At 73.6% G+C, this 23,977-nt stretch carries 17 protein-coding genes and 1 riboswitch; of the genes, 5 read left to right on the top strand and 12 right to left on the bottom strand.

Translation table 11 applies throughout. The annotated features are described in order from the left end of the window. The gene (locus FA582_RS06900; RefSeq protein ID WP_010146878.1) at window positions 1-2,565 is read left to right on the top strand and encodes a ribonucleoside-diphosphate reductase subunit alpha; all 2,565 of its coding nucleotides are present in this window, start codon (window positions 1-3) and stop codon (window positions 2,563-2,565) included. 79 nt (window positions 2,566-2,644) lie between these two features. Next, window positions 2,645-3,652 carry a ribonucleotide-diphosphate reductase subunit beta gene (locus FA582_RS06895; protein WP_010146879.1) on the top strand — a complete coding sequence of 336 codons (1,008 nt, stop codon included), beginning with the start codon at window positions 2,645-2,647 and terminating at the stop codon, window positions 3,650-3,652. Between the two features lie 141 nt (window positions 3,653-3,793). Here the strand turns inward: FA582_RS06895 and FA582_RS06890 are convergent, their stop codons facing one another. After that, window positions 3,794-5,869: a DUF6541 family protein gene (locus tag FA582_RS06890; protein WP_010146880.1), complete on the bottom strand. Its 2,076-nt coding sequence runs from the start codon at window positions 5,867-5,869 to the stop codon at window positions 3,794-3,796. After that, a complete protein-coding gene (locus tag FA582_RS06885; RefSeq protein WP_010146881.1) occupies window positions 5,866-7,200 on the bottom strand; it encodes a nucleotide sugar dehydrogenase in 1,335 nt (444 codons plus the stop codon). Before FA582_RS06885 ends, FA582_RS06890 begins: the two co-directional genes overlap by 4 nt. A gap of 118 nt (window positions 7,201-7,318) precedes the next feature. On the opposite strand from FA582_RS06885, the gene FA582_RS06880 reads away from it, so the two are divergent. After that, on the top strand, window positions 7,319-8,248 hold the full coding sequence (locus FA582_RS06880) for an alpha/beta hydrolase (protein WP_010146882.1): 930 nt from the start codon (window positions 7,319-7,321) through the stop codon (window positions 8,246-8,248). Between the two features lie 63 nt (window positions 8,249-8,311). On the opposite strand, the gene FA582_RS06875 is transcribed toward FA582_RS06880, so the two are convergent. Next, entirely contained in the window at window positions 8,312-10,645 is a 2,334-nt protein-coding gene (locus tag FA582_RS06875; RefSeq protein ID WP_010146883.1) for a glycosyltransferase, read from the bottom strand. Between the two features lie 95 nt (window positions 10,646-10,740). Here FA582_RS06875 and wecB point away from each other — a divergent pair, with 95 nt between their 5' ends. Then, window positions 10,741-11,802, top strand: coding sequence for a non-hydrolyzing UDP-N-acetylglucosamine 2-epimerase (gene wecB, locus FA582_RS06870; protein ID WP_010146884.1), 1,062 nt, complete (start codon window positions 10,741-10,743; stop codon window positions 11,800-11,802). A gap of 22 nt (window positions 11,803-11,824) precedes the next feature. On the opposite strand, the gene FA582_RS06865 is transcribed toward wecB, so the two are convergent. The 3 genes from FA582_RS06865 to FA582_RS06855 are packed head-to-tail and all read right to left on the bottom strand — an operon-like array spanning window position 11,825 to window position 17,149. Then, window positions 11,825-12,991, bottom strand: a complete 1,167-nt coding sequence (locus FA582_RS06865; protein ID WP_238705465.1) for a glycosyltransferase family protein — start codon at window positions 12,989-12,991, stop codon at window positions 11,825-11,827. After that, the gene (locus FA582_RS06860; RefSeq protein ID WP_010146886.1) at window positions 12,984-15,377 is read right to left on the bottom strand and encodes a glycosyltransferase; all 2,394 of its coding nucleotides are present in this window, start codon (window positions 15,375-15,377) and stop codon (window positions 12,984-12,986) included. Before FA582_RS06860 ends, FA582_RS06865 begins: the two co-directional genes overlap by 8 nt. Beyond that, entirely contained in the window at window positions 15,374-17,149 is a 1,776-nt protein-coding gene (locus FA582_RS06855; RefSeq protein ID WP_010146887.1) for an ABC transporter ATP-binding protein, read from the bottom strand. Before FA582_RS06855 ends, FA582_RS06860 begins: the two co-directional genes overlap by 4 nt. A 39-nt stretch (window positions 17,150-17,188) precedes the next feature. Here FA582_RS06855 and FA582_RS06850 point away from each other — a divergent pair, with 39 nt between their 5' ends. After that, complete coding sequence (locus FA582_RS06850; RefSeq protein ID WP_010146888.1) at window positions 17,189-18,409, top strand: hypothetical protein; 1,221 nt, start codon at window positions 17,189-17,191, stop codon at window positions 18,407-18,409. 20 nt (window positions 18,410-18,429) lie between these two features. On the opposite strand, the gene thiD is transcribed toward FA582_RS06850, so the two are convergent. From thiD to FA582_RS06820, 6 genes are all read right to left on the bottom strand, one after another. Beyond that, window positions 18,430-19,278: a bifunctional hydroxymethylpyrimidine kinase/phosphomethylpyrimidine kinase gene (gene thiD, locus FA582_RS06845; protein ID WP_010146889.1), complete on the bottom strand. Its 849-nt coding sequence runs from the start codon at window positions 19,276-19,278 to the stop codon at window positions 18,430-18,432. Then, a complete protein-coding gene (thiE, locus tag FA582_RS06840) occupies window positions 19,275-19,919 on the bottom strand; it encodes a thiamine phosphate synthase (RefSeq protein WP_010146890.1) in 645 nt (214 codons plus the stop codon). The genes thiD and thiE overlap by 4 nt, the downstream gene beginning before the upstream one ends. Then, window positions 19,916-20,722, bottom strand: a complete 807-nt coding sequence (gene thiM, locus FA582_RS06835) for a hydroxyethylthiazole kinase (RefSeq protein WP_010146892.1) — start codon at window positions 20,720-20,722, stop codon at window positions 19,916-19,918. The genes thiE and thiM overlap by 4 nt, the downstream gene beginning before the upstream one ends. Next, window positions 20,712-20,805: riboswitch (TPP riboswitch) on the bottom strand. Its footprint overlaps the gene before it by 11 nt. A gap of 140 nt (window positions 20,806-20,945) precedes the next feature. Then, window positions 20,946-21,527 (bottom strand): DnaJ family domain-containing protein, encoded by a 582-nt coding sequence (locus FA582_RS06830; protein WP_010146893.1) that lies wholly within the window; start codon window positions 21,525-21,527, stop codon window positions 20,946-20,948. Between the two features lie 30 nt (window positions 21,528-21,557). Continuing rightward, the gene (locus FA582_RS06825; RefSeq protein ID WP_010146894.1) at window positions 21,558-22,850 is read right to left on the bottom strand and encodes a glycosyltransferase; all 1,293 of its coding nucleotides are present in this window, start codon (window positions 22,848-22,850) and stop codon (window positions 21,558-21,560) included. 114 nt (window positions 22,851-22,964) lie between these two features. After that, entirely contained in the window at window positions 22,965-23,936 is a 972-nt protein-coding gene (locus FA582_RS06820) for a Gfo/Idh/MocA family protein (RefSeq protein WP_081480506.1), read from the bottom strand. Window positions 23,937-23,977 lie beyond the last annotated feature (41 nt).

The raw sequence follows: 23,977 nt of genomic DNA, 5'->3' as shown, positions 1-23,977 counted from the left end.
ATGGCCACCATCACCGTCATCAAGCGCGACGGCAGCGCAGTGCCCTACGACGGGCACGAGATCGCGCGATCCATCGAGGCAGCGGCCGCGGGGCTGGAGGATGCGGTGCTCCGCAGCACCCAGCTCCAGGCCGAGCTGGCGATCACGCTCTTCGACGGGATCACCAGCGAGCAGCTCGACCAGGCCGTCATCGGCGTCGCGCTGCAGAACGTCAAGGACGACCCGGCCTACGACACCATCGCCTCCCGGCTGCTGGTCAAGACGATGTACAAGGCCGTCTTCGGCGACACCCGCGACCTGCTCGGCGAGGACGACCCGGACGTCATCCGGGCCAAGCACCGGCAGTACTTCCCCGGCGCCGTCGCCCAGGGCGTGCGGCGCGGGCTCCTCGACCCGCGGCTCACCGAGCTCTTCGACCTCGAGCGCCTCGCCGGGGCCCTCGACCCGGGCCGGGACGACCTGCTGCGCTACGTCGGCGCCCAGACCCTGCGCACGAGGTATGCCCTCACCGACGCCGACCCCGCGAGGACCGTCCTGGAGACCCCGCAGTTCTTCTGGATGCGGGTCGCGATGGGCCTGGCGCTCACCGAGGACGACCCGACCCACGCCGCGCTCGAGTTCTACGACGCGATGTCCCGGCTGGAGTACCTCGCCGCCGGCTCGACCCTGGTCAACGCCGGCACGGCATACAGCCAGCTGTCGAACTGCTTCGTCATGCAGATGGAGGATGACATCGAGCACATCGCCAAGAGCGTGCGCGACGTCATGTGGCTGACCAAGGGTACCGGCGGCATCGGGATGTCGGTGTCCAAGCTGCGCTGCGAGGGAAGCCCCATCCGGTCCAACAACACCTCCTCCACCGGGCCCATCCCCTTCATGCACACCATCGACTCGACGCTGCGCGCCGTGAGCCGGGGCGGCAAGAAGTTCGGGGCGCTGTGCTTCTACCTCGAGAACTGGCACCTCGACTTCCCAGGCTTCCTCGACCTGCGGCAGAACTCCGGCGACCCCTACCGCCGCACCCGGACCGCCAACACCGCGGTCTGGCTCAGCGACGAGTTCATGAAGCGGGTGGCCGCCGACGACGAGTGGTTCCTCTTCGACCCGCTCGACACCCCCGACCTCGTCGAGGCGACCGGCGCCGACTTCTCCCGCCGGTATGCCGCCCACGTCGCCCGGGCGCGGGCCGGGGGGCTGCGCCACAAGAAGCTGCGCGCCCGCGAGCAGTGGAAGGCCATCCTCGTCTCGCTCCAGACGACGAGCCACCCCTGGCTGACGTGGAAGGACTCGATCAACACCCGTGCCCTCAACGACAACACCGGGACGATCCACTCCTCCAACCTCTGCACCGAGATCACGCTGCCTCAGGACCGCGACAACGTCTCGGTCTGCAACCTCGCCTCGGTCAACCTCTCCCGGCACGTCCACGGCCGGCACAGCCAGGGTGAGGTGAGCATCGACTGGGACCGGCTCGCGCGCTCCACCCGCCTCGCGGTGCGCCAGCTCGACAACCTCATCGACATCACCATCAGCTCGGTGCCCGAGTCGGAGCACTCCAACGAGCAGAACCGCGCCCTGGGCCTGGGCGTCATGGGGTTCACCGACGTCGTCGAGCGGATGGGCCTGTCCTACGAGTCGACCGAGGCCTGCGACCTCATCGACAGGCTCGTGGAGTTCGTCTCCTGGCACGCGATCGACGCCAGCGCCGACCTGGCCCGTGAGCGGGGCGCATACCCGACCTTCGAGGGGTCGCGCTGGAGCCAGGGGCTGGTGCCGATCGACACGATCGCGCTGCTGGAGGCAGACCGGGGGCTGACCGTCGAGGTCGACCGCGGCTCCCGCATGGACTGGGACGCCCTGCGGGAGAAGGTGCGTGAAGGCCTGCGCAACTCCACGCTCATGGCGATCGCACCGACGGCCTCCATCGGGCTGGTCGCGGGCACCACGCCGGGGCTGGACCCGCAGTTCAGCCAGATCTTCAGCCGGGCCACCAGCGCCGGGAAGTTCCTCGAGGTCAACCGCAACCTCGTCGCGGACCTCCGAGAGCTCGGCCTGTGGGAGCAGGTCAGGGAGGACCTCCTGCGTCACCAGGGCGACCTGTCGAAGGTCGAGGGGGTGCCGGCCGCGCTGCAGGAGATCTATCGCACGAGCTTCCAGCTCTCCCCCTACGCCTTCTTGCACGTCGCGGCCCGGGCGCAGAAGTGGATCGACCAGGCCATCAGCCGCAACATCTACCTCGCGAGCCGCGATGTCGGCTCGATGGCCGAGCTCTACTCCGCGGCGTGGCGGATGGGGGTCAAGACGACCTACTACCTGCACATGATGCCGCGGCACACCGCCGAGCAGTCGACGGTCAAGGTCAACAAGGCGACCCAGTCGACCCCGACCGGGGGCGGCGCCCCGCGACGCGGATTCGGAGCCACGTCCGCGAGGACGACCTCGGCAGCCCCGACGACCGCGATGGCTGCGTCGACCCCCATGCCGCTGTCGGTCGTCGAGGAGGTCGACGGCGAGCAGTGCCCGATCGACCCCATGGAGCGCCTGCAGTGCGACTCCTGCCAGTGACCTCCCGGCCAGTGACCATCCTGTCGGCGACCCCCGACTCAGCGACCCGCATACCCGACCTCCCGAAGGAGACGACCCCATGACCGACACCCTCGACACCCGCACCAGCATCCTCGGCACCGGCATCCAGGAAGGCCTGCTGCTCAAGCCGGTGACCTACCCCTGGGCGATGGAGCTCTACGACCAGGCCGTGGCCAACACGTGGTTCCCCCACGAGGTGCAGCTCGGCGAGGACCTCGGCGACTTCGAGCGGATGAGCGAGGACGAGCGGCACGCGCTGACCTTCCTCATGTCCTACTTCAACCCCAACGAGCTGCTCGTCAACAAGGCGCTCGCGTTCGGCGTCTACCCCTATGTCAACGCCGCCGAGTGCCACCTCTACCTCGCCAAACAGATGTGGGAAGAGGCCAACCACTGCATGGCCTTTGAGTATGTCCTGGAGACCTTCCCCATCGACCGCGAGTCCGCCTACAACTCGCACGTCGAGGTGCCCTCGATGGCCGCGAAGGAGGAGTTCGAGGTCCGCTTCATCCGGCGGATGACCGAGCAGACGCTCGACATCGGCACGACGGAGGGCAAGCAGGACTTCGTGCGCAACCTCGTGGCCTACAACGTCATCCTCGAAGGCATCTGGTTCTACTCCGGCTTCATGGTCGCGCTGAGCTTCCGGCAGCGCAACCTGCTGCGCAACTTCGGCTCGCTCATCGACTGGATCGTGCGCGACGAGAGCCTGCACCTGAAGTTCGGGATCAACCTCATCCTCACGGTGCTGGACGAGAATCCCGACGTCGCGACCCCGGAGTTCGCGGAGGAGATCCGCGGCATGGTGCTCCACGCCGTCGAGCTGGAGGAGGCATACAACCGCGAGATGCTGCCGACCGGCATCCTCGGGCTCAACGCCGACTACATCAACACCTACGTGAAGTACCTCGCCGACCGGCGGCTCGAGGAGCTCGGGTTCGAGCCGGAGTATGGCGTCGCGAACCCGGCCAAGTGGATGGCGACCGCCAACGACACCCTCCAGCTCGTCAACTTCTTCGAGTCGATCAACACCTCCTACGAGGTGAACGCCCGCGCCGACTCCTGAGGGCGACCATCTGCGGCGCTCGGTGGGCGTGAGGGCGACCATTTGCGGCGCTCGGTGGGGGTGTGTACGACCATCTACGGCGCTCGGTGGGCGTGAGAGCGACCATCTGCGGCGCTCGGTCGGGGTGGTCCGCTCGGTGGGTCAGGCGCAGCCGGTGAACTCCCACAGGGAGGCGTGGCCGCCCTCGTCGAGGAGCGTCCACGCAGCTTCCGACGCCTCGGACGCCTCGATCTCCTCGGCCTCCTCGGTGGCCTCGGTGCCGGCACGGCCCAAGAGGTCGGCGCCGCTGCCGTGGCCACCGTCGGGGTCGAGGTTGCGCAGGCCGGGGGAGGTCTCCTCCCACTTGGCGTTGGCGGGGTCCTCGAAGGTGAGGGAGTCGGCATACACGTGCGTGACCCCGAGCTCGCGCACCGCCTCGCACACCTCCGGGTCGCTCGCCCACCCATCGAAGCGGTCGAGCACGACATCGCGTGCCGGGCTGCCCGGGATCGGGCTGAGCTGGGGGAAGACGACGTCGATACCGGCTCGGTGGAGCAGGTAGGGCGAGCCCGCGACCGGCTCGCCCAGCACCACGGCGTCCTCGGGCAACGTCTGCGCCGCCCGGTCGATCATGGCGATCTCCTCGGGCTCCAGGATCGTCCCCCAGGCGATGGGAGAGGTGGTGTAGGTCGAGGCCATGACCTGCACCTGGCTCGTCCACCGCAGCCCCGAGGTCAGGACGACGAGGGCGACGACGAGCCCGGCGGCGACCCACTCCACCCGCAGCCGCAGGGAGCGCGAGAGCCGCCCGACGAGCCACCCCCCGGCACCGGCGGCGAGCAGGATGGCCGGGATGAGCAGGAGCTGGTTGATCCGGGAGGCCTGGGTGTACCAGAACCCGGCGAGCACCCGCAGCGGCTGGTCCGGCGGGCCGGCCGCGAGCAGCGTGAGAACCACGGCGGCCAGCAGCGACACCACGAGCCAGCGCGCGTGCCGCCACCGGATCGCGAGGACGACCCCGAGCCAGACGAGCAGGGTGGTGACGAGGTTGACCGAGGTGATCTTGTAGACGTAGATGAGCGGGTGGTCGATGGCCAGCGAGCCCATCCCCGGGAGGTAGGAGTCCTGCCCGCCGCGCCGGTAGTCCATGATCGCCAGCACCGGGGGGAAGGTGAGCAGGAAGGCGGTGGCGCCGGCGACGAGGACCACCCAGAGCACCCCGGCGCCCACGGCGCTCGCCCGACGACCGAGGCGGAACTGCCGACGCAGCTGGCGGGCGAGCAGCACGGTGAGCAGCGGGAGCGCGAGCAGGGCGAGGCTGAACAGGCCCGAGGCGTGCGCGAGGACCACCCCGGCGACGGCCCAGGCCAGGCCGATCCCGAGCGCGAGGTGCATCCGCCAGGACAGCACGCCGCGGACGGCCGCGATGAGCAGCGCGATGGTGCCCGGCACACAGGCGGTGGAGAGGGCGAAGGGCCAGACCGCCAGCATCGACACCGCGATCGCCGGGAAGGTGACGTAGGTCGCCGCGAGGACCGGCACGAGGATCGTCGGCAGGGCCCGGGCCGGCCACACGACGCGCGCGAGCGCGACCAGCCCGGCGATCCAGATGACCGAGCCGAGGACGAGCGAGGAGGCGTTGGCCGCCTCGGTGACGCCGGAGAAACCCGGGGCGATCGCCACGAGCGAGTGCCAGACCGCGGGGTAGAACGGCTCGGCGTTACCGGCGTACATCGGGGCCAGGCCGCCCAACGAGCTGGCGTCGCCCGTCTCCCGCACGAACCACAGCGCGTTGAGGTGGAAGACGGCGTCCCACGCCTGCGGCGGCTGGTCGGCCCGCCCCATCCCCGTCATCATCGCGGCCGCGAGGACACCACCGCCGAGCAGCCAGGTGAGGGACAACCACCCGCGTTCGGTATGCCGCAGCGCCCGCTCCCCCGCGACGGTCACCCCGGACGGGTGCCGGGTGGTGCCGAGCACGGCCCCGATCAGCGCGCCCACCACCACGGCGAGGAGCGCCCCCAGACCGAAGGTCAGCAGGCTCCACGGCACCCCCACGAGGGCGTAGGCGATGGCCAGCACCCCGGCCAGCCCGGTGGTGACCGCCGGACCCGCGCCGAGCGCGAGGAGACCCCGCGCACCCAGGCCGCGGAGCACGGCATACCCCGGCAGCACCCAGAGGATCGCCAGCCCGAGGATCCCGGGCACGACCGAGCCCCAGCCCACGCCGTCGGTCATGAGGCCGGCTGCTCGCCCCCGCCGATGGTGAGGCGGGGCACCCCCGTGAAGCGGGTGGCGTCGGTGACGCGCCGCCCGTCGAGCAGGACGCGCAGGCCGGGCAGGTCGCTCGCGGCGAGCTGGGCGTACTCGGGGTGGTCGGCCTGGACGATCGCGACATCGACGGGGTCGCCCGGCTCCCCGGCGGCCCAGGCGTAGGGCTCCCAGCCGAAGGCGGCGAGCTCGGTGGCGGAGTACATCGGGTCGTGGACGAGCACGTGCGCGCCGCGGGCGCGCAGCGCCTCGACGGTCGCGAAGATCCCGGAGAAGGCGGTCTCCTTGACCTTGCCGCGATAGGACGCGCCGAGCACCACGACCCGCAGCCCCTCCAGCGAGCCGAGCAGCGCCTCCGCGCGGGCGACGGCATACTCCGGCATCGCGGCGTTGGCCTCCCGGGCGGTGCGCACGACCGTCGCGTCGGCGTCGGTCGAGAGGTAGAGGCGGGGGTAGACCGGGATGCAGTGGCCACCGACGGCGATGCCGGGCTGGTGGATGTGGCTGTAGGGCTGGGAGTTGCAGGCCTCGATGACCTTGTGGACGTCGATGCCGACGGTGTCGGCGAAGCGCGCGAACTGGTTGGCCAGGCCGATGTTGACATCGCGGTAGGTCGTCTCGGCGAGCTTGGCCATCTCGGCGGCCTCGGCGCTGCCGAGGTCCCAGACGCCGTTGGGGCGCGGCAGGTCCTCGCGCTCGTCGAAGGTGAGGACCGACTCGTAGAACGCCACGGCGCGGGCGGTGCCCGCCTCGCTCAACCCCCCGACGAGCTTGGGGTAGCGGCGCAGGTCGGCGAAGACCCGCCCGGTGAGCACCCGCTCCGGGGAGAAGACCAGATGGAAACCGCCCTCGGCCGACTCGCGCAGGCCGGAGAGCTCCTCGATCATCGGCTTCCACCGCTCTCGGGTGGTCCCGACCGGCAGCGTCGTCTCGTAGGACACGAGGGTGCCCGGGGTGAGGTGTGGCGCCAGGCTGGCCGTCGCGGCGTCCATCCAGCCGAAGTCGGGGGCACCGGTGGCCTCGTCGACGAAGAGCGGCACGACGACGACGACCGCGTCCGCGCCGGGGATCGCGTCGGCGTAGTCGGTGGTGGCGCGCAGCCGCCCCGCCGGGACGAGCGCGGCGAGCTTGTCGGCCAGGTGCGCCTCCCCGGAGAAGGGCTCACGGCCGGCGTTGATGGCCTCGACCGTCGCGGCGTCGACGTCGACCCCCACGACCTCGTGAGCGGGGTCGGCATCCGCGAACTGCACCGCCAGCGGCAGCCCGATCTTGCCCATCGCGACGACCGCGATCTTCATCCGTGCCTCTTCCGTCCGGGGTGGGAGACGTGCGGGATCAGGATACGTGGGGCGCCGTCGTGGGACCGGCGGCCGACTCCCCCGTGCGCCGCCCAGGGTCATGGGTGATCATCGGTGCATGGCCGACTCGACCTTCACCCTGACCACTCCGGACGGCACCGCGGTCCACGTCAGCCGATGGATGCCGACGGGCGAGCCCCGCGCGGTCGTCCTCGTCGCGCACGGCATGGTCGAGCACGCCGCGCGCTACGACCACCTCGCCCGCCTCCTCACCAGCCACGGGTATGCCGTGTACGCACCCGACCACCGGGGGCACGGGCATACCGTGACGAGCGGGAGCGGGATGCTCGGCCACCTCGGCGACGAGGGCGGATTCGCAGCGGTCGTCGACGACCTGCTGGCCCTGAGCGAGCAGATCCGGGCCGAGCTGCCCGGCGTCCCGCTGGTGCTCCTCGGCCACAGCATGGGGTCGTTCCTGGCGCGGGCCTATGCCGCCCGCTACGGCGACCGCCTCGCCGCCCTGGTGCTCTCCGGCACCGCGGGCCGCCCTGGCCCGCTCGCGTGGCTGGGGCTGCAGGTGGCCTCGCTGGAGGCGCGGGTGCGGGGGCCGCAGGCGCCGAGCCGGCTCATGACGGCCCTGACGATGGGGCCCTACAACGCGAAGTTCCGGCCCAACCGCACCCGCTCCGACTGGCTGTCGCGGGACCCGGAGCAGGTCGACGCCTACGAGGCGGACGAGCTCTCCGGGGCGGTCGCCTCGGCCGGCTTCTACCGCGATCTGTTCACCGGGCTGCGGTGGGTCAGCGAGCCGGCTGTCGCCGCGCAGATGCCCAAGGACCTGCCGGTGCACCTCGTCGCGGGTGAGGTGGACCCGGTCGGCGGGGCGGTCGGCACTGACGACGTCGCGGCGATGTTCCGCGACGTCGGGATGCAGGACGTCAGCGTGCGGATCTGGCCCGGTGCGCGGCACGAGGTCTTCAACGAGACCAACCGCGAGGAGGTCGAGACCGAGTTCGTCGCCTGGCTCGACGCCCGGTTCCCGCGCTGAGCAGCGCCACCGTGGTGGGCAGGTGTCGCCCCAGCAGCAGGGGGCCACCACGGTGGGGAGGCGTCAGCGCCGCAAGGAGGCCCAGAGCGAGGCGGGCATGAACCGCAGCGGGGCCTCGGGGTCCAGCGCGTGCCGCCAGGAGCCGGGGAGCAGCGTGCGGGGCGCGCCGTGGCGCCGACGGGCCCGGGCCAGGCGCAGCAGCTCCTGCGCCGGCGAGGTCGGGTCCAGCGCCGCGCGCAGCAGGTCGTGGTCGGCGAGGCTCAGAGGCGCCTCGCACCCGGGCGCCTCTGCCAGCACCCGGCGGGTCACTCGCGCCAGCTCCGCCCGCTCAGCGGTCGTCCACCAGGCGGGCTCGGGGCGGGTGAGGACCGCACCAAAGACCTGGATCCGCAACACCTTGGTGGCGACGGCCCGCCACTGCGCGTCGGTGAGCCGCGACATCCACGGGAGGTCCCAGAGCACGTCGGCGGTGAGGAGCTGCTCGCGGATCGGCCGCGGGTCGGCGGTGATGCGGTCGGGGGCGTCGTCGTGGACGAGGTATGCCGGGGCTCCCGTGGCGAGGAGCACCTCGGCCCCGGCGTAGAGCGCGGTCATCATCGGCAGGTCCTCCCCCACCCGCGCGCCGGGGTGCAGCCGGGCGCCGGGCAGACCCAGCGCGCCGCGGGAGATGAGCCCCAGCGGCGCCGACCGGTAGCTCAGCCGGTCGCGCATGAGATCGGTGGCGCCGCGCCGACGCGCCGGTCTGGACGGCGGGGTGGGCACGGGGCGCCCGGCCAGGCGCACCGGCGGCAGCACGACGACGGGGTCGCGGGGGTCGCGGTCCTGCGCGGCGGCCAGCCACCCGGCGAGCGCACCGGGGGCGAGGGTGTCGTCGGAGCCCATGATCGCCACCCACGGCGCGCTGCTCGCCTCGAGGCCGGCGTTGAAGGGGCCGCTCGGGCTCGGTATGCCGTCGCTCACCTCGAGCACCCGCACCCGCCGGTCCTCGCGCAGGTCGGCCGGCAGCAGGTCGCGCACCGCGTCGTGGGGCAGGTTGTGCGCGACCACGCTGACCCGCACGGGCACCTCACCCGACCCGTCGAGCACCGAGCGCACCGCGCGCGCGACCTGGCGACGCGTCGAGTGCACGGCGATGACGACATCGACGAGCGGCCGGGTCCCACTCCTCTGCGGCTGGCCTCCGGGCGACGCCCCCTCCCCCTCGGACACCTCGCTCGATGATCGCCCGACACCTGTGGCTCTGGTCGATGCGCCCGCCCGGGCCTCGGCGTAGACCGCCTCGATGCGGTCGGCATACGCGCGCTCCCCGAACCCCTCGACCATCGGCGCCGCGATCTGCTGCGCGCCCAGCCCCGCGCTGTCGGCCCAGACCGTCTCCACGGCGTCGGCCCAGGCGGCGGCGGGGGCGCCGGGATGCACCAGGGCACCGCTGGGGGCACGGACGAACTCGCGGGGTCCGGCGACGTCGCTTACGACGACCGGCCGCCCGGCGGCGAGCGCTTCGGCGGCCGCGAGGCAGAAGGTCTCGGCCCGCGTCGGCAGGAGGAACACGTCGGCCGTGCCCACGACCTCCTGCACCTGCTCGGGCGGCAGCGAGCCGAGCAGCTCCAGGGGCACGCCGTGCGCGAGGGCCTCACGCTCGACCTCCTCACGCAGCACCCCCTCGCCCACCCAGGTCAGCCGCGCGTCGATGCCACGGGAACGCAGCTCGGCGGCCGCCCGCACGGCGCTGACCGGATCCTTGCGCGGGATGAGTCCGCCGACCCCGACCAGCCGCAGCGGACCGCGGTCCCGCAGACCGACCCCCGGCTCGTGACGTGGCCTCACCGGGTGGGGAGCGGTGACGATGTTGGGCACGACCCGCACCGGGCCACGGCGCAGCCCGCGCACCTCCCGCGCCAGGTCGGGGCCGACGACAGCCACCACGTCGGGGCGCGAGAGCAGCGGTCGCACCGCCTGCCTGGCCAGACGCAGCGGTGCGGTCAGGGTCTCGGGCGCCCCCAGGCCCGACCAGTGCTCGGTGTGCACCCAGGGCCGGACGGGTCGCCGGGACGCGAGCGGCAGGAGCGCCGAGATCGCCATGGTGTGGACGAGGTCGGCGCCGCGCTCCAGCTGCACCACGCGACGCGCAGCACGGGCCAGGTGGTCGGGACGACGCACGTCCATGACCAGCTGCTGGACGGGTATGCCGTGCAGCACTCCCGGAGCCTGCCGCACGTCTGCGTCGGCGTCGGCGTCGGCGTCAGCCGGGTCGGCGTCGGCCAGGTGCGGGGCCACGAGGTGGAGGACGACGACCTCGTGGCGGGCGGCGATCGCGGCGATGTCCCGCGCCACGAAGGCACCCGTGGAGGCAGACACCGCGGTCGGGAGCCAGGTGGTCACGACCAGGACGCGCATACCCGCACGCTACCCCGCCCCGAGCGACCCACCGCGCCGCCGGGCATACCCCGCGTCTGTCCGGGACGGGCGAGCGGCTGGCTAGAGTCGGCCGGGTGAAGATCCTCTCCGTCGTCGGGGCCCGCCCGCAGTTCGTCAAGCTCGCCCCGATCGCGCACGAGTGCGCCGCCCGCGGGGTCGAGCACGTCATCGTGCACACGGGCCAGCACTACGACCCGATGCTCTCCGACGTCTTCTTCACCGACCTCGGGATCCCCGACCCGGACGTGCACCTCGGCGTCGGCTCGGGCACCCACGGCGTGCAGACCGGGTCGATCCTCGGGGCGATGGACGACGTGCTCGCCGAGCACCGGCCGGACTGGGTTCTGGTCTACGGCGACACCAACTCGACGCTGGCTGGTGCCCTGTCCGCGGTGAAGCTGCACGTGCCCGTCGCGCACCTGGAGGCCGGCCTGCGCTCCTTCAACCGGCGGATGCCCGAGGAGCACAACCGGGTCCTCACCGACCACGCGGCCGACCTGCTCCTCGCCCCCACCGAGGTGGCGCGCGACCACCTGGCCTCCGAGGGGCTGGGGGCGCGGACGGTCGTCGTCGGAGACGTGATGATCGACGTGCTCTACCGTGTCCGCGACGAGATGGTCGATGCCGACGCGGTCCTGGAGGAGCTGGGTATGCCGCCGGGCGGCTACTCCGTCGCCACGATCCACCGTGCGGAGAACACCGACGACCCGGCCCGGCTGGGCGCCATCATCACCGCGCTGCAGGAGGTCGACCACCCGGTGGTCCTGCTCGCCCACCCGCGTCTGCGGGCCAAGGCCGCCGAGCACGGGCTGGACCTGCAGGGCGGTTCGCTCACCACCCGCGACCCGCTGGCCTACCCGCGCCTCGTCGGGGCGGTGAGTCGGGCCCGCGGCGTGATCACCGACTCCGGCGGCCTCCAGAAGGAGGCCTTCGCGCTGCGCACCCCGTGCACCACCGTGCGCACCGAGACCGAGTGGGTCGAGACCGTGGAGCTGGGCTGGAACGTCCTGGTCGAGCCGGGCCCCGCGGTCCGTGAGGCTGCCTCCCGCCCGGCCCCCGAGCCGACCGACGCCGCGCCCTACGGCGACGGCCACGCCGCATCGGCCGTGCTGGACGCCCTGCTCGCCCCGCGCTGAGCACCAGACATACGGGGCATCCTCAGCCGCCCACCCGCGCGGCGAGGGTGTCGACCGCCCGCTCCCAGCCCCGCACCTGCTGCTCGGCGGACAGCTCGACCGCAGCCGCGTCGGAGGCCGCCTTGAAGCCCGCCACCTGCTCGGCGGTGAAGGCGTCGAGGGTGTCCGCGAGCCCCTGCGCGGTGAAGTCAGGGCTCACCAGCCCCAGGCCGTGCCGCCGCACCAGGGCGGCCATCTCCGGGCTCGGCCCGACGACCAGCGCGAGCCGCCCCTGCACGAAGTCGAAGATCTTGTTGGGCAGCGCCCAGAGGTGGTTGAACGACACCGGCGGCAGCACGTAGACGCCCACGTCGTGGGCGTTGAGCGTCGCGGGCAGCTCGTGCGGGGCGACCGGTGGGTGGATCCGCACCTGCTCGGAGCCGGCATACCGCTCCGTGAGCTGCGCGAGGTAGGCCTCGTCGTTGGGCATGAGGTAGAGGTCGAGGGTCATCGGCCCGGTGGTGAGGTCCATCGCCTCGAGGATGACGTCGAGCCGGTGCCGCTGCGCGTTGCCCGAGTGCACGAGCCGCAGCGGGGCACCCGGCTCGACAGGGCGAGGCGCGAGGTCGACATGCTGCGGGGCGTTGACGACGACTCCGGCGCGCAGCCCGAAGCGCAGACGGTACTCTCGCGCGATGCCCTCGCCGACGGTGGTCACCGAGTCCGCCAGCGGGCCGTAGCGGCGGACGAGGAAGCGGTAGTACGGCGCGACGAAGGTTCGCCACCGCCACGACTCCTCGCTCTGGCGTGGGTGGTACTCGTGCAGGTCGGCGTGCACCCCTCCGGTCGGCGCGAGGTCCAGCGCCAGCGGCAGGGTGTCGATGTCGTTGGCGATGACGACGACAAAGCGAGGCTGCCCGGCGAGCAGCTCGGTCGCCGCGTGGGTCACCGGAGCGTCACGGTATGCCGCCTCGAACCGCCGCTGGATGAGCAGCCGGCGGTCCTTGTGCCAGTGCACGACGCCGTCGGGCAGGCGCAGGTGCTCCACGACGCCGTCCGGGGCCTCGCCGTAACCCAGCGTCGTCACGGCGTAGCGCCCGGAGAAGAGCCGGATCTGGCGCAGCACGCGGGCGTCCGAGCGCAACGTGCTCCAGGCCATGATGAGCAGCCGGGGGCGCGGGTCGGTCCCCGCGGATCGCGCGTCAACCACGGCGCTCACCCTCCTGATGCTGGGCGACGACCGCCCGGACCGCCTCGACCCAGCGCGTCGACTGCCGCGCGTCGGACAGCTCCCGCGCCGCACGGTCCGACGCGTCCTTGAAGCCCTCCACCGCCCGGGCGTCCAGTCCGGCCACCGCCGCCGCGACCGACCCGGCGTCGAAGCCGTCCGCCACCACCCCGAGGCCGTGCTCACGCACCAGCCGCGCCATCTCCGGGCTCGGCCCCACGAGCAGCCCGAGCCGAGCCTGGACGTAGTCGAAGACCTTGTTGGGCAGGGCGTTGGTGTTGTTGAAGGACGTCGGTGGCAGCACGTGCATCCCCACGTCGTGCCCGGCCAGCACCTCTCCCAGCTCGGCGTAGGGCACCGCGTCGTGGACCCGCACCGCTCCACCGCCGGCGAGCGCCCGCTCTCGCAGCGCGGCGAGGTAGCCGGGGTCGTTGGAGGTGAGGTAGAGGTCGAGGGTCACCGGGGGGCCGCCCGCTGCCGCCGCCTCGACGGCCTCGGTCATGACGTGCAGCTGCCGGTTGCGCAGGCACGCCCCCGAGTGGACGAGCCGCAGCGGCGAGCCGACGGGCCGCGGCGAGCGGGCGGCATACGGGCTGGCGTTGGTGACGACGCCGACCTCCACCCCGTAGCGCGCGGCATACTCCTGCGCGATCCGTTCGCTCACCGTCGTCACCGAGGCGCAGCGCGGCAGGAAGGTGCGCGCCAACCAGTCCTGGTAGGGCGAGATCCGTCGCATCCACGCCGCGTCCTCCTCGTGCAGCAGCGGGAAGAACTCGTGCAGGTCCGCGTGCACCCCGGCGCGCGGCGCCAGCCGGAGCGCGAGCGGCACCGCGTCGAGGTCGTTGGCGACGACGACGTCCGCGCTCCCCCGGGCGACGTGGCCCAGCACCCACCGGACCCCCGCCTGGGCGAGGTATGCCGCACGGTAGGCGCGCAGCGTGATCGGCCGCCCGTCGAGCGCGTTCTGCGCCGCGTCGGGCACCTGCACGTGCGCGCTCACGCCCTCCGGCGCGGGGCCGTAGCCGCAGGTGACGATGTCGAACTCGGCGGCCAGGTGACGCACCTGCTTGAGCACCCGGGCATCGCGGGCGATCGGGCTGAAGGAGAGCACGAGCACGCGGGGGCGCCCGCCGTGCAGTCCCGGCCCCGCAGCCTGCCGACCGGGCGCACCAGCACGCTCCCGCAGCCTGGTCTGCACGCGCTCCAGCGTGGCGCCGGCCGCGGCCCCGGCGTGGGTGCGCAGCGTGGCCTCCGGGTCGAGGTTGGCCGCGAGCCCGGGCGCGAGCAGGATGTCCCAGCGGGACGCAGCGGCCCGCCGGGCCGAGGCGGCGGCGAGGGCGTCGGTGTCGGCGGCGGTGAGCACAGCCTCGAGCAGGTCGGTGTCGGCGCGGTGCAGCCCGCGCGCCGCGTCCGGGGCCATCGCCAGCAGGTCACGGGTGAGCTGACGGACGAAGGCCGCCTCGCCCGGCGCCCAGTCCCACGGCTCGGGCCGTCGCCGGACCGCCGCGAGCACGTGGATGCGCAACGTCTTGACGACGATCGCCTGCCGCGCGGGCTCCGGCAACGCCCGCACCCACCGCAGGTCGAGGAGCCGGGCGTGCGCCGCGAGCTCGTCGGCGACCGGACGGCGCACGGCGGTCGTGCGGTCCTCGCCGCGGGTGCCGATGAGGTATGCCGGGGCCTCCCTGGCGTGGTCGATGCGTTCGCCGGAGGTCACCAGCCGCAGCGAGAGCTCGACGTCCTCCCCCGTCGCCAGCCCGGGCGTGAGCGGGCCGTCACCCTCGAGCAGGCCCAGGTCGGCCAGGGTCTGCCGCCGCAGCAGGCCGAGGGGCGCGGTGCGGTAGGCGAGCCGGTCGGCGACGAGGTCAAGGTCGCGGCTGCGCCCGGGCCGGGTGCGTGGCGTCGGGATGTGCTGACCGTCCTCGGTCTCCAGCCGGGCCATGAGCCACGCCGACCCGAGCTCGTCGGCGAGCCGCACCCACGCGTCGAGCGCGCCGGGGGCATACCGGTCGTCGGAGCCGATGATCGAGACGTAGCGGCCGTCCGCGGCGAGGAGGCCGGCGTTGAACGGGCCCGCCGGGCTGGCCACCCCGTCGTCGTGCTCGAGGTAGCGCACGTGCGCCGCGAGCTCCTCGGTCTCGTCGCCGCCGTCGGCCAGTGCCGCCTCGACGCGTCGGCGCACGGCCGCCGCGGGGAGGCCGTGGCACACCACGCTGACCCGCACCCGATGACCGCCCGGCAGCACCCCGCGCAGGTCGACCCCCTCCAGCGCCGAGCGGACCACCCGGTGCACCGGGCGCGCCAGGTCGTGCACGGCGACGACGACGTCGACGTCCACGCCCGGCAGCCCGCCGGTGACGGCGCTCACGCCAGCCCCGAGAGCCGGGCCTGGGTCGCGAACTCCGGGTGCGCGGCCACGACCTGCTCGAAGCTGCCCCGGGCCACGATGGTGCCGTCCTTCATGAAGCACACCTGGTCGCTGTGGCGGACGGTCGAGAGCCGGTGCGCCACCGCCACCACGGTCACCTGCCCGTGCAGGTCGCGGATGGCCCGGGCGACGGCGTCCTCGGTGGCGGTGTCGAGCGCCGAGGTCGCCTCGTCGAGCACGAGGACGAGCGGGTCGGCATACAACGCACGGGCGATGCCCAGGCGCTGCCGCTGCCCGCCGGAGAGCGCGAGCCCCCGCTCGGCCACCCGGGTGTCGAGCCCCCCGCGCTCGAGGACGACCTCGAGGAGCTGGGCCCGCTCCAGCGCCCGCTCCACGGCCGCGTGGTCGATGTCGTCACCCCAGGTCAGGGCGACGTTCTGGGCGATCGTGCCGTCGAAGAGGTTGACCTCCTGCGGCACGTAGCCGACCCGGGCCCGCCAGGCGCCCAGGACGTCCGGCAGCGGCTGGTCATCGATCCGGATCTCCCCCGCCGACGGCGTGAGCAGCCCGAGGAGCACGTCGACCAGGGTCGACTTGCCCGCCCCGGAGGCGCCGACGAGCGCCACCGAGGAGCCCAACGGGAGGTCGAGGTCGACGTCGCGGAGCGCGGGCGTCGCGGAGCCGGGGTAGGAGAAGGACACCTCACGCAGCGCGAGCAGGCGCGGGTCGTCCGGCAACGGGTCGTGCCCGAGGTTCTCCGCCGCGTCGACGTAGCCCTGCGCGTCCTGGATGTCGGTGATGACCGCCTCCGCGTGCGGCAACGTCGAGGCGGTCTGGGTGATGATCGACTGGAAGCGGTTGACGCTCGGGATCATCCGCATCCCCGCCACCGCGAAGAGGGCGATCGCCTCGAAGGCCTGCTGGGCCCCGCCGAGGAGGTAGGCCACCCCGCCGACGATGGCGAAGCCGAGGACCAGCCCGGTGTCGGTGACGAACTTCGGCACCGTGTTGAGGAACATCAGGTGCGAGCGGGCCCGGGTGGCGTGCACCCGGTGCGCGTGGACCTCGTCGGCGACCTCCTGGGCCTTGCCCCGGAGCGTCACCTCCTTGAGCGCGCCCATCATCTCGGTCATGAGCCCGGCGACCTTGAAGGAGTAGTCGCGTCCCACCCGACCGGCCACGACCGCGCGGGGCGAGATGACGACATACATGAGGACGGCGAGGCCGCCGAGGTAGGCGAAGGTCACCAGCGCGGTGACCGGCTGCGCCACGAGCAGCACGACGAGGACCGCGGCGAAGGTCGCCACCTCGGCCGGCAGGGAGGCAGCCGGCAGCAGCAGCCCCGTCGTCGTGTTGGCGATGCCGACGTCGGCGAGCCGCACGAGCTGGGAGGTGTTGCGCTTGAGCCGCTCGGTCCACGGCGCCCGGATGTAGGCGCCGAAGAGCCGGTCGCCGATGACGAGGTCGTAGGCCGCGAGCCGGGTGGCGACCGCCCACTGCAGGGCGACCGTCGCGAGCCCTTTGGCGACGACGAGGGCGCAGATGGACCCCAGGAGCCAGGCATACCGCTCCGGCTCGACCGCGCCGAGGACCGGCAGCTGCACGGGGTTGCCCTGGATCATCGGGGCGAGCGTGAAGGCCAGCAGCGACAGCGCGAGGATGTCGATGACGGCGAGGATGCTGGTGGCCACGGCATACCCGATGAGGAACCACCGGGTGCTCGGCGGCAGCAGGGGAAGGAGGCGACGCAGCGCCCGCATCAGGCGGATCACGCGGGCGACCTCGACATGCGCCCATCGTAGGCTGCGGGCGTGGGCTCACCCGTCAACCACCTGCGACGCCTCGCCTGGCGCGGGCTCGCCGCGCTGCCCGCGCCGGTGCGCGAGCTGGCGAACCTCCCCGTGCGCCGCCGCGCGGACGCCGAGCTGCGCTCGCTCTCCTCGATGCCTCCCGCCGGGCGTCGCGTCTACCTCGGACCGTGGAACACCGCCGGCCAGGCGTATGCCTGGGCGCGCGCGGCCGAGCGCCACCTGCCGGACGTCGCGGCGCAGAACCTCCACGCGCACCGGTCGGGCACCCCCTCGCCCTTCCGTTACCCCGCCGACCACCAGCTGTCCGTGCTCGCCCAGCGCGGCCACGTCCGCGAGATCCACGGCGAGCGCGTCCTGCGCGAGGCCACCCACGTGCTCTTCGAGTCCGGCCGACCGGTCCTCGCCGACCTGCACGCGGGGTCGATGCTCGACGACGTGCCGGCGCTGGAGGAGGCCCGCATCGGGCACGCGGTGCTCTACCACGGCAGCGAGATCCGCGACCTGCGCGCGCACGCCGAGGCCTACCCGCACAGCCCCTTCCGCGCACGGTGGGACGACTACCTCACCACCCTGCAGCGGGTGGTCGAGCGCAACGCGGCCGAGCTCCGGCGCTACGCCGGCCCGGTGCTCGTCTCGACCCCGGACCTGCTCGACGTCCTGCCGGAGGCGACGTGGCTGCCGCTCGTCGTCGACGTGGACGCCTTCGCCGGAGCAGCCGCGGGGCCCGCGCTCGACCGGCCGCGGCCGGTCGTGCTGCACGCGCCGTCCAACCCGCGGCTCAAGGGCACCGAGGCGGTCGAGCGGGTGCTGGAGGGTATGCAGTCCGCCGGGCTGGTGGAGTACCGCCGGCTGAGCGGGGTTCCGCACGAGCAGATGGCGGCCTTCGTCGCCGACGCGGACGTCGTCGTCGACCAGGTCGTGCTCGGCAACCCCGGTGTGCTGCTGGCCGAGACCCTGGCCGCGGGGCGGCTCGCGGTGGCCCACCTGGCTCCCGGGGTGCGCGACCGGATGGCGGCCGCCGACGTCGGGCTCGGTGGGGACGGCGTCGTGCCGGTGGTCGAGGCGGACCCGGACACCCTGGAGGAGGCCCTCCTCGCCGTGGTCACCGACCGGGCCGGGCACGCCGAGCTCGCCGCCCGTGGCCCTTCCTGGGCCCGACGCCACCACGACGGCGTCCGCGCGGCGCAGGTGCTGGAGCGGGTGCTGCTCTCAGGAGGCTGACCGCGCGTGGGGCAGGGTCGTCACCCGGCCGGCCACCACTGCCAGAAGTGGTGCACCGGGCCGGGACCGTGCCCGATGCCGAGGTCACGCCCCTGCTCCAGGGCCCCGCCCAGCCAGCGCTTGGCGTCCGCGACCGCGGGCAGCCACCCGTCGCGCTGCGGCCGGAGCGCGGCGATCGCCGACGACAGCGAGCACCCGGTGCCGTGCGTGTGGACGGTGTCGACCCGGGGAGCGCAGAGCGTGGTGATGCCGTCCTCGTCGGCCCAGAAGTCCACGGCGTCACCGGCGCTGGCCCGCTCCGGCTCATCGGCCGGCTCGAGCGGGTCGAGGTGGCCGCCCTTGAGCAGCACCCGCCGCGCCCCCAGATCCTGCAGCCGCAGGGCGTGCTCTCGCATGGTGGCGGTGTCGCGTGCCTGCTCATCGACCTCCAGCCCGAGCAGGACGGCGGCCTCCGGCAGGTTGGGGGTGACGACAGCCACGTGCGGCAGCATCGACCGGACCTCGTCCACGGCCCGGGCGTCGAGCAGACGGGAGCCGGCGGTGGACACCATGACCGGGTCCAGCACCACCTGCGGCAGCGCGCCTTCTCGGCACAGTGCCGACACCTCGCGGGCGACCTCCGCCGTGCCGAGCATCCCGACCTTGGTCGCGTGGACGTCGACGTCCTCCACGAGCGTCTCCACCTGCTCCCGCACGAAGGCCGCGGGCACCGGGTGCACGCCGCTCACGCCGCGGGTGCTCTGGGCGGTGAGGGCCGTGAGGACGGCGCAGCCGTAGGCACCCAGCGCGCTGAACGTCTTGAGGTCCGCCTGGATGCCGGCGCCCCCGGAGGGGTCGGACCCGGCGATCGACGCGACGACGACGGTCACGCCGACACCGCCGCCCGCAGCTCGGCGGCAGCGGCCCGGGGGTCCTCGGCGCCGCAGATGGCACTGACGACCGCGACACCGTGGGGGCCGGGGGTGCCGAACTCAACCACGCGGTCGGCGGTGATCCCGCCGATGGCGACGGTCGGCATACCTGCCGCCACCTCGACCAGCTCGCGCACCCCGTCGACCCCGACCGGGGGCGCGTGGTCGGGCTTGCTGGCCGTGGCCCAGACCGGGCCCAGACCGAGGTAGTCGAGGGTGCCGCCGGGAAGCGCGGCGGCGGCGCGGACGTGCTCGGCGGTGTGGCAGGACAGACCGAGGTATGCCTCGTGCCCCAGGACCGACCTCGCCTCGACCGGAGGCAGGTCGCCCTGACCCACGTGCGCCCCGTCGGCCCCGATGCGCTCGACGAGGTGCACCCGGTCGTTGACCAGCAGCGGCACGCCGGTGTCGCGCAGGGCGTGGCGCAGCAGGAGGCCCAGGGCGACGAACTCCTCGTCGGAGGCGTCCGGGTCCCGCAGCTGGACGGCCGTGACACCTCCGTCGACGGCGGAGCGGACGGTCGCGCCGAGCCCGTGCCGCGCCGTCCGCGCGGTGTCCGTCACGAGGTAGAGGCGCAGGTCGATCGGCGCCCGGGTCATCGCAGCTCCACCCGTGCCGCGAGGGCTTCCGGGGTGAGCGAAGCCAGCGCGTCGAGCAGGTGCGTCGCGAAGCTGCCGGGCCCAGCAGCCTCCTCGGCGGCGTCCTCGCCGCAGAGGGTGAGGGCCACGGTCGCCGTCGTCGCGGCCACCATCGCGTCCTCGCTCGCGGCGAGGCAGGCCGCCATGAGCGCGCCGAGGGAGCAGCCGACCCCCGTGACCTGGGTCATCCAGGGGTGGCCGTGCGGCACCCGCACCACGCGCGCTGCGTCGACGAGGTGATCCACGGGTCCGCTCACGGCGACGACGCAGCCGTGCTGTCGCGCGAGGGCTGACGCCGCGCTCAGGGCCGCCTCCGGCCCCGCCGTGCTGTCCACGCCACGGCCACCGGCCCCGCCGGCCAGGCCCAGGATCTCCGAGGGGTTGCCGCGGATCGCTGCGGGGGGAGACATCGCGAGCAGGTCGTGGGCGACCCTCGTCCGCCAGCCCAGGGCACCGGCGGCGACGGGGTCCAGCACCCAGGGCGTCCCCCCGCCGGCCGCACCCCGGACGGCGGCCTGCATACCGGCGAGGGTGGAGTCGGTCAGGGTGCCGAGGTTGACCAGGGTGGCCCCGGCCACCGCCGCGAAGTCCCCGGCCTCGTGCGGGTTGTCGACCATGGCGGGCGAGGCGCCGGCCGCCAGCAGCACGTTGGCCGTCAGCGGTGCGGCGACCACGTTGGTGAGGCACTGGACCAGGGGTGCGTCGGTGCGCACCCGCTCCCAGCAGGTGGCGAGATGGGTGGGTTCGAGCGACGTCGACGACAAAGGACGTTCCCTTCGCTAGTACGAGCTAGATCAGGTTCGACGGGTGTGATCTCAGCCGCACAGCGGCACCCCGCGTCGTCGATCAGGCTAGCGCAGCAGCTCGGGGGCTCGAGGCATACCCCTCCTGCGAGCACTCTCGTGCGCCTGCGTGTGACAGATCGGTGCCCAGAGGCACGCGTCCGTCGCGAGGTCGCGCACGAGCAGAGGCACGAGTGCGGGCTGGTCAGGCCCCGCCGCGCGAGGCGCGCCAGGCGGCCACCATCTCCTCGACGTCGAGCCGTCCGACGACCGGGGGCGACGTCGGGCCGACGTGCGGGCGGCGGCGGTCGGCGAGGATGCGCTCGTTGAGGTCCTCCACCTGGGCGCGGACGGCCGCCTCGTCGGGCAGCGCGAAGAGCGCCTGCGGATAGGTCGCCTTCTCCCGGCGCAGCTGCATGACGCCCGGCATGGCACCGGAGAGGTCGAGCTGCTCGCGCTGGATGAGGTTCTTGACCCACCAGTCGGGGTCGGCCCGCGTGTCGACGTCGCGCAGTGGCTTGCCAGCACCGGGCAAGTTGTCGAAGGCGCCCTGGCGCTGCGCCTGGTCGATGGCCTGGTCCACCCAGCTCTGGACGGCCCGGGCCGTCGTCGAGGCCGAGGGCCGGCGCCGCGGACGTTCCGCTCCGGCACCCCGTGCACCGGCCAGACCCCGCGCTCCGCCCGGACCCTCCGCGCGGCGGCGACCGGCCTCCTCGATCTGGTCCTGGAGCTCGTCCTCGGCACGTGGTGCCCCCGGGCGCTCCCCGGGCCTTCCCCAGCGATTCATGGCGATGCCTCCTCGGACGTCCTCGGACCTCTAGCCTGGCACACGCAGGACGACCGCCGCGGCGCCGTCCCCGGTCGCGGCCAGGCTGCGGTGCTCCCGCACCCAGGCCACCCGGCGAGCCTGCTCGTCGTCGTCGCGCTCGGCGCGCAGCACCTCCACCATGGCCGCGGCCACGGCCTCTGGGTCGTGGTCGACGGCAGCGCCCAGGCGGTGCTCGCCCACGTCGGCGGCGGCCGGGCCGGGCCCGGCGAAGACCACCGGGGTCCCGCAGGCCAGCGCCGCGACGACCTTGGTGGGATAGGCGAAGTCGTAGCCGACGCCCGGTCGCACGCTCACCAGGGCACCCGCCGCACCGCGCAGCCAGGCAGCCGCCTCCTCCGCAGGGACGAGCGGTCGCAGCTGGACCGCTCCGTCCGGGAGGTCGGCCGCGATCTGCTCCAGCCGCGGCCAGGACGAGCCCTGCCCGAGGAAGACCAGGCGCGCGCCCGGCACCTGCGCGAGGACCTGGGCCATCGCCTCGGCGAAGACCTCGGCGCCCTGCCACTCCGAGGCGGTCCCGGCATACACGAGGTAGGGCGTGATCGGCGCCTGCGGGTGTCGCTCCCCGACGGGGGTGAAGACGTCGGTGTCGATGCCGTTGGGCACAACGGTCACGGGCACGTCGGCGGCGAGCGCGCGGACCCGCTGCGCCACGCCGTCGCTCACGGCGATCACGTCGCGGGAGCCCCGCAGCGCGAACCGCTCCACAGAACGCATGAGGGAGACCACCGCCCGTGGGGCTCCCATCGAGGCGGTGGCGTCGGACCAGATGTCCGCGGCGTAGTAGACGTAGGGGATCGGCGCCCGCCCCAGCGAGCGCACCGCCAGGGCGACCCGGGTCACGGCGCCGGTGGTCGGCGGTGGCTCGACGACGACGACGTCGGGGCGCGGGCCGGTCAGCAGCCGCAGCGCGAGCGGCAGGTCGAACGACAGGTAGGGCAGGTAGCCGCGGACATACCCCGTGGCGTCCCGCAGCACCGGCCAGCGACTCACCCCGACCCGATGGTCCGGCGATCCCGACTCGACCGAGACCCCCTCCCCGACCGAGCGACCTTCCCGATCGCGCTCCCCCTCCCCGACCGAGCGCCGCAGATGGTCGCCCTCAGACCCACCGAGCGTCGCAGATGGTTGTCGGAGTGCGGGCGGAGGCGTCGTCGTGAGCACGCGCACGGACGCCCGGCGGCTCAGGGAACGCACGAGGGCACCCAGACGGAAGGTCGCGGCCGCCGCCTCGGGGGCGTAGATCCGGGTCGCGAGAACCACGAGCGACGCCCGGTCAGTCATACCGCGGCCATCTGCGGCGCTCGGTGCGTCGTGGCGCGACCATCTGCGACGCCCGGTGGGTCGTGGCGCAACCATCTGCGACGCTCGGTGGGTCGTGGGGCAGGGAGCGTCGGGTCACAGCGTCTGGGACTGGCCCGTCGCGGCGGACTCGAGGATGGCCTCGACGACCTCGAGGGTATGCACGCCCTCGGCCATGGAGACGACGTCGGCCTCGCGGCCCCAGAGGGCGTCGCGGAAGTTCTCCTGCTCGACCCGCAGCGGCTCGCGGCGGGCGATGGCATACCGGATCGAGTCGCCCTCGGAGACCCCGCGGAAGGTCGCCGCGCGGTCCCACTCGCTGCGCACGTCGCCGTTGGCCACGAAGGTGAGGTCACCGTGGAGGGTGTCGGCGACGAGGGCGCCCTTCTCCCCCGTCGCGACCGTCTCCCGCACCTTCAACGGGCTCAGCCAGTTGACCGTGTGCGACACGATGATGCCGTTGGCGAGGCGACCGGTCGCGACGACCATGTCCTCGTGCTCGCGGCCCGAGCGGTGGGTGACCTGACCGGCGACGCTGGCATACGGCGAGCGGGCGATCCAGGCCGTGAGGTCGATGTCGTGCGTGGCGAGGTCCTTCACCACGCCGACGTCCGCGATCCGCGCCGGGAACGGCCCCTGGCGCGAGGTGGTGATCTGGAAGACCTCCCCCAGCTCCCCGGCCGCGATCCGCCGCCGCATCTCCAGCAGCGCCGGGTTGCACCGCTCGACGTATCCCACCGCGCCGACCAGCCCGGCCGCGTCGAAGGCCTGGGCGACCCGGCGCCCCGACTCGACCGTCGCGGCGATGGGCTTCTCGACCATCGTGTGGACCCCGGCCTCGGCCAGGGCCAGCGCGACCTCCTCGTGCAGATAGGTCGGCACCGCCACCATCGCCGCGTCGATCCCCTCCGCGACCAGGCCCGCCACGTCCGCCAGGACGGGCAACGAGCCCGCCACCCCGTGCTTGTCACCCGAGGGGTCGGCCACCGCGACCAGCTCCATCCCCTCCACCTCCCGGATCACCCGCGCGTGGTGGCGGCCCATCGAGCCCAGCCCGATGAGACCCATCCTGATCGGGCCCTCGGGCAGCACCGAGCGCGCCGCCGTCC

It is taken from the genome of Serinicoccus profundi, assembly GCF_008001015.1.
Classification (GTDB): Bacteria; Actinomycetota; Actinomycetes; order Actinomycetales; family Dermatophilaceae; genus Ornithinicoccus; species Ornithinicoccus profundi.
This window is presented reverse-complemented; position numbering and strand designations above follow the sequence as displayed.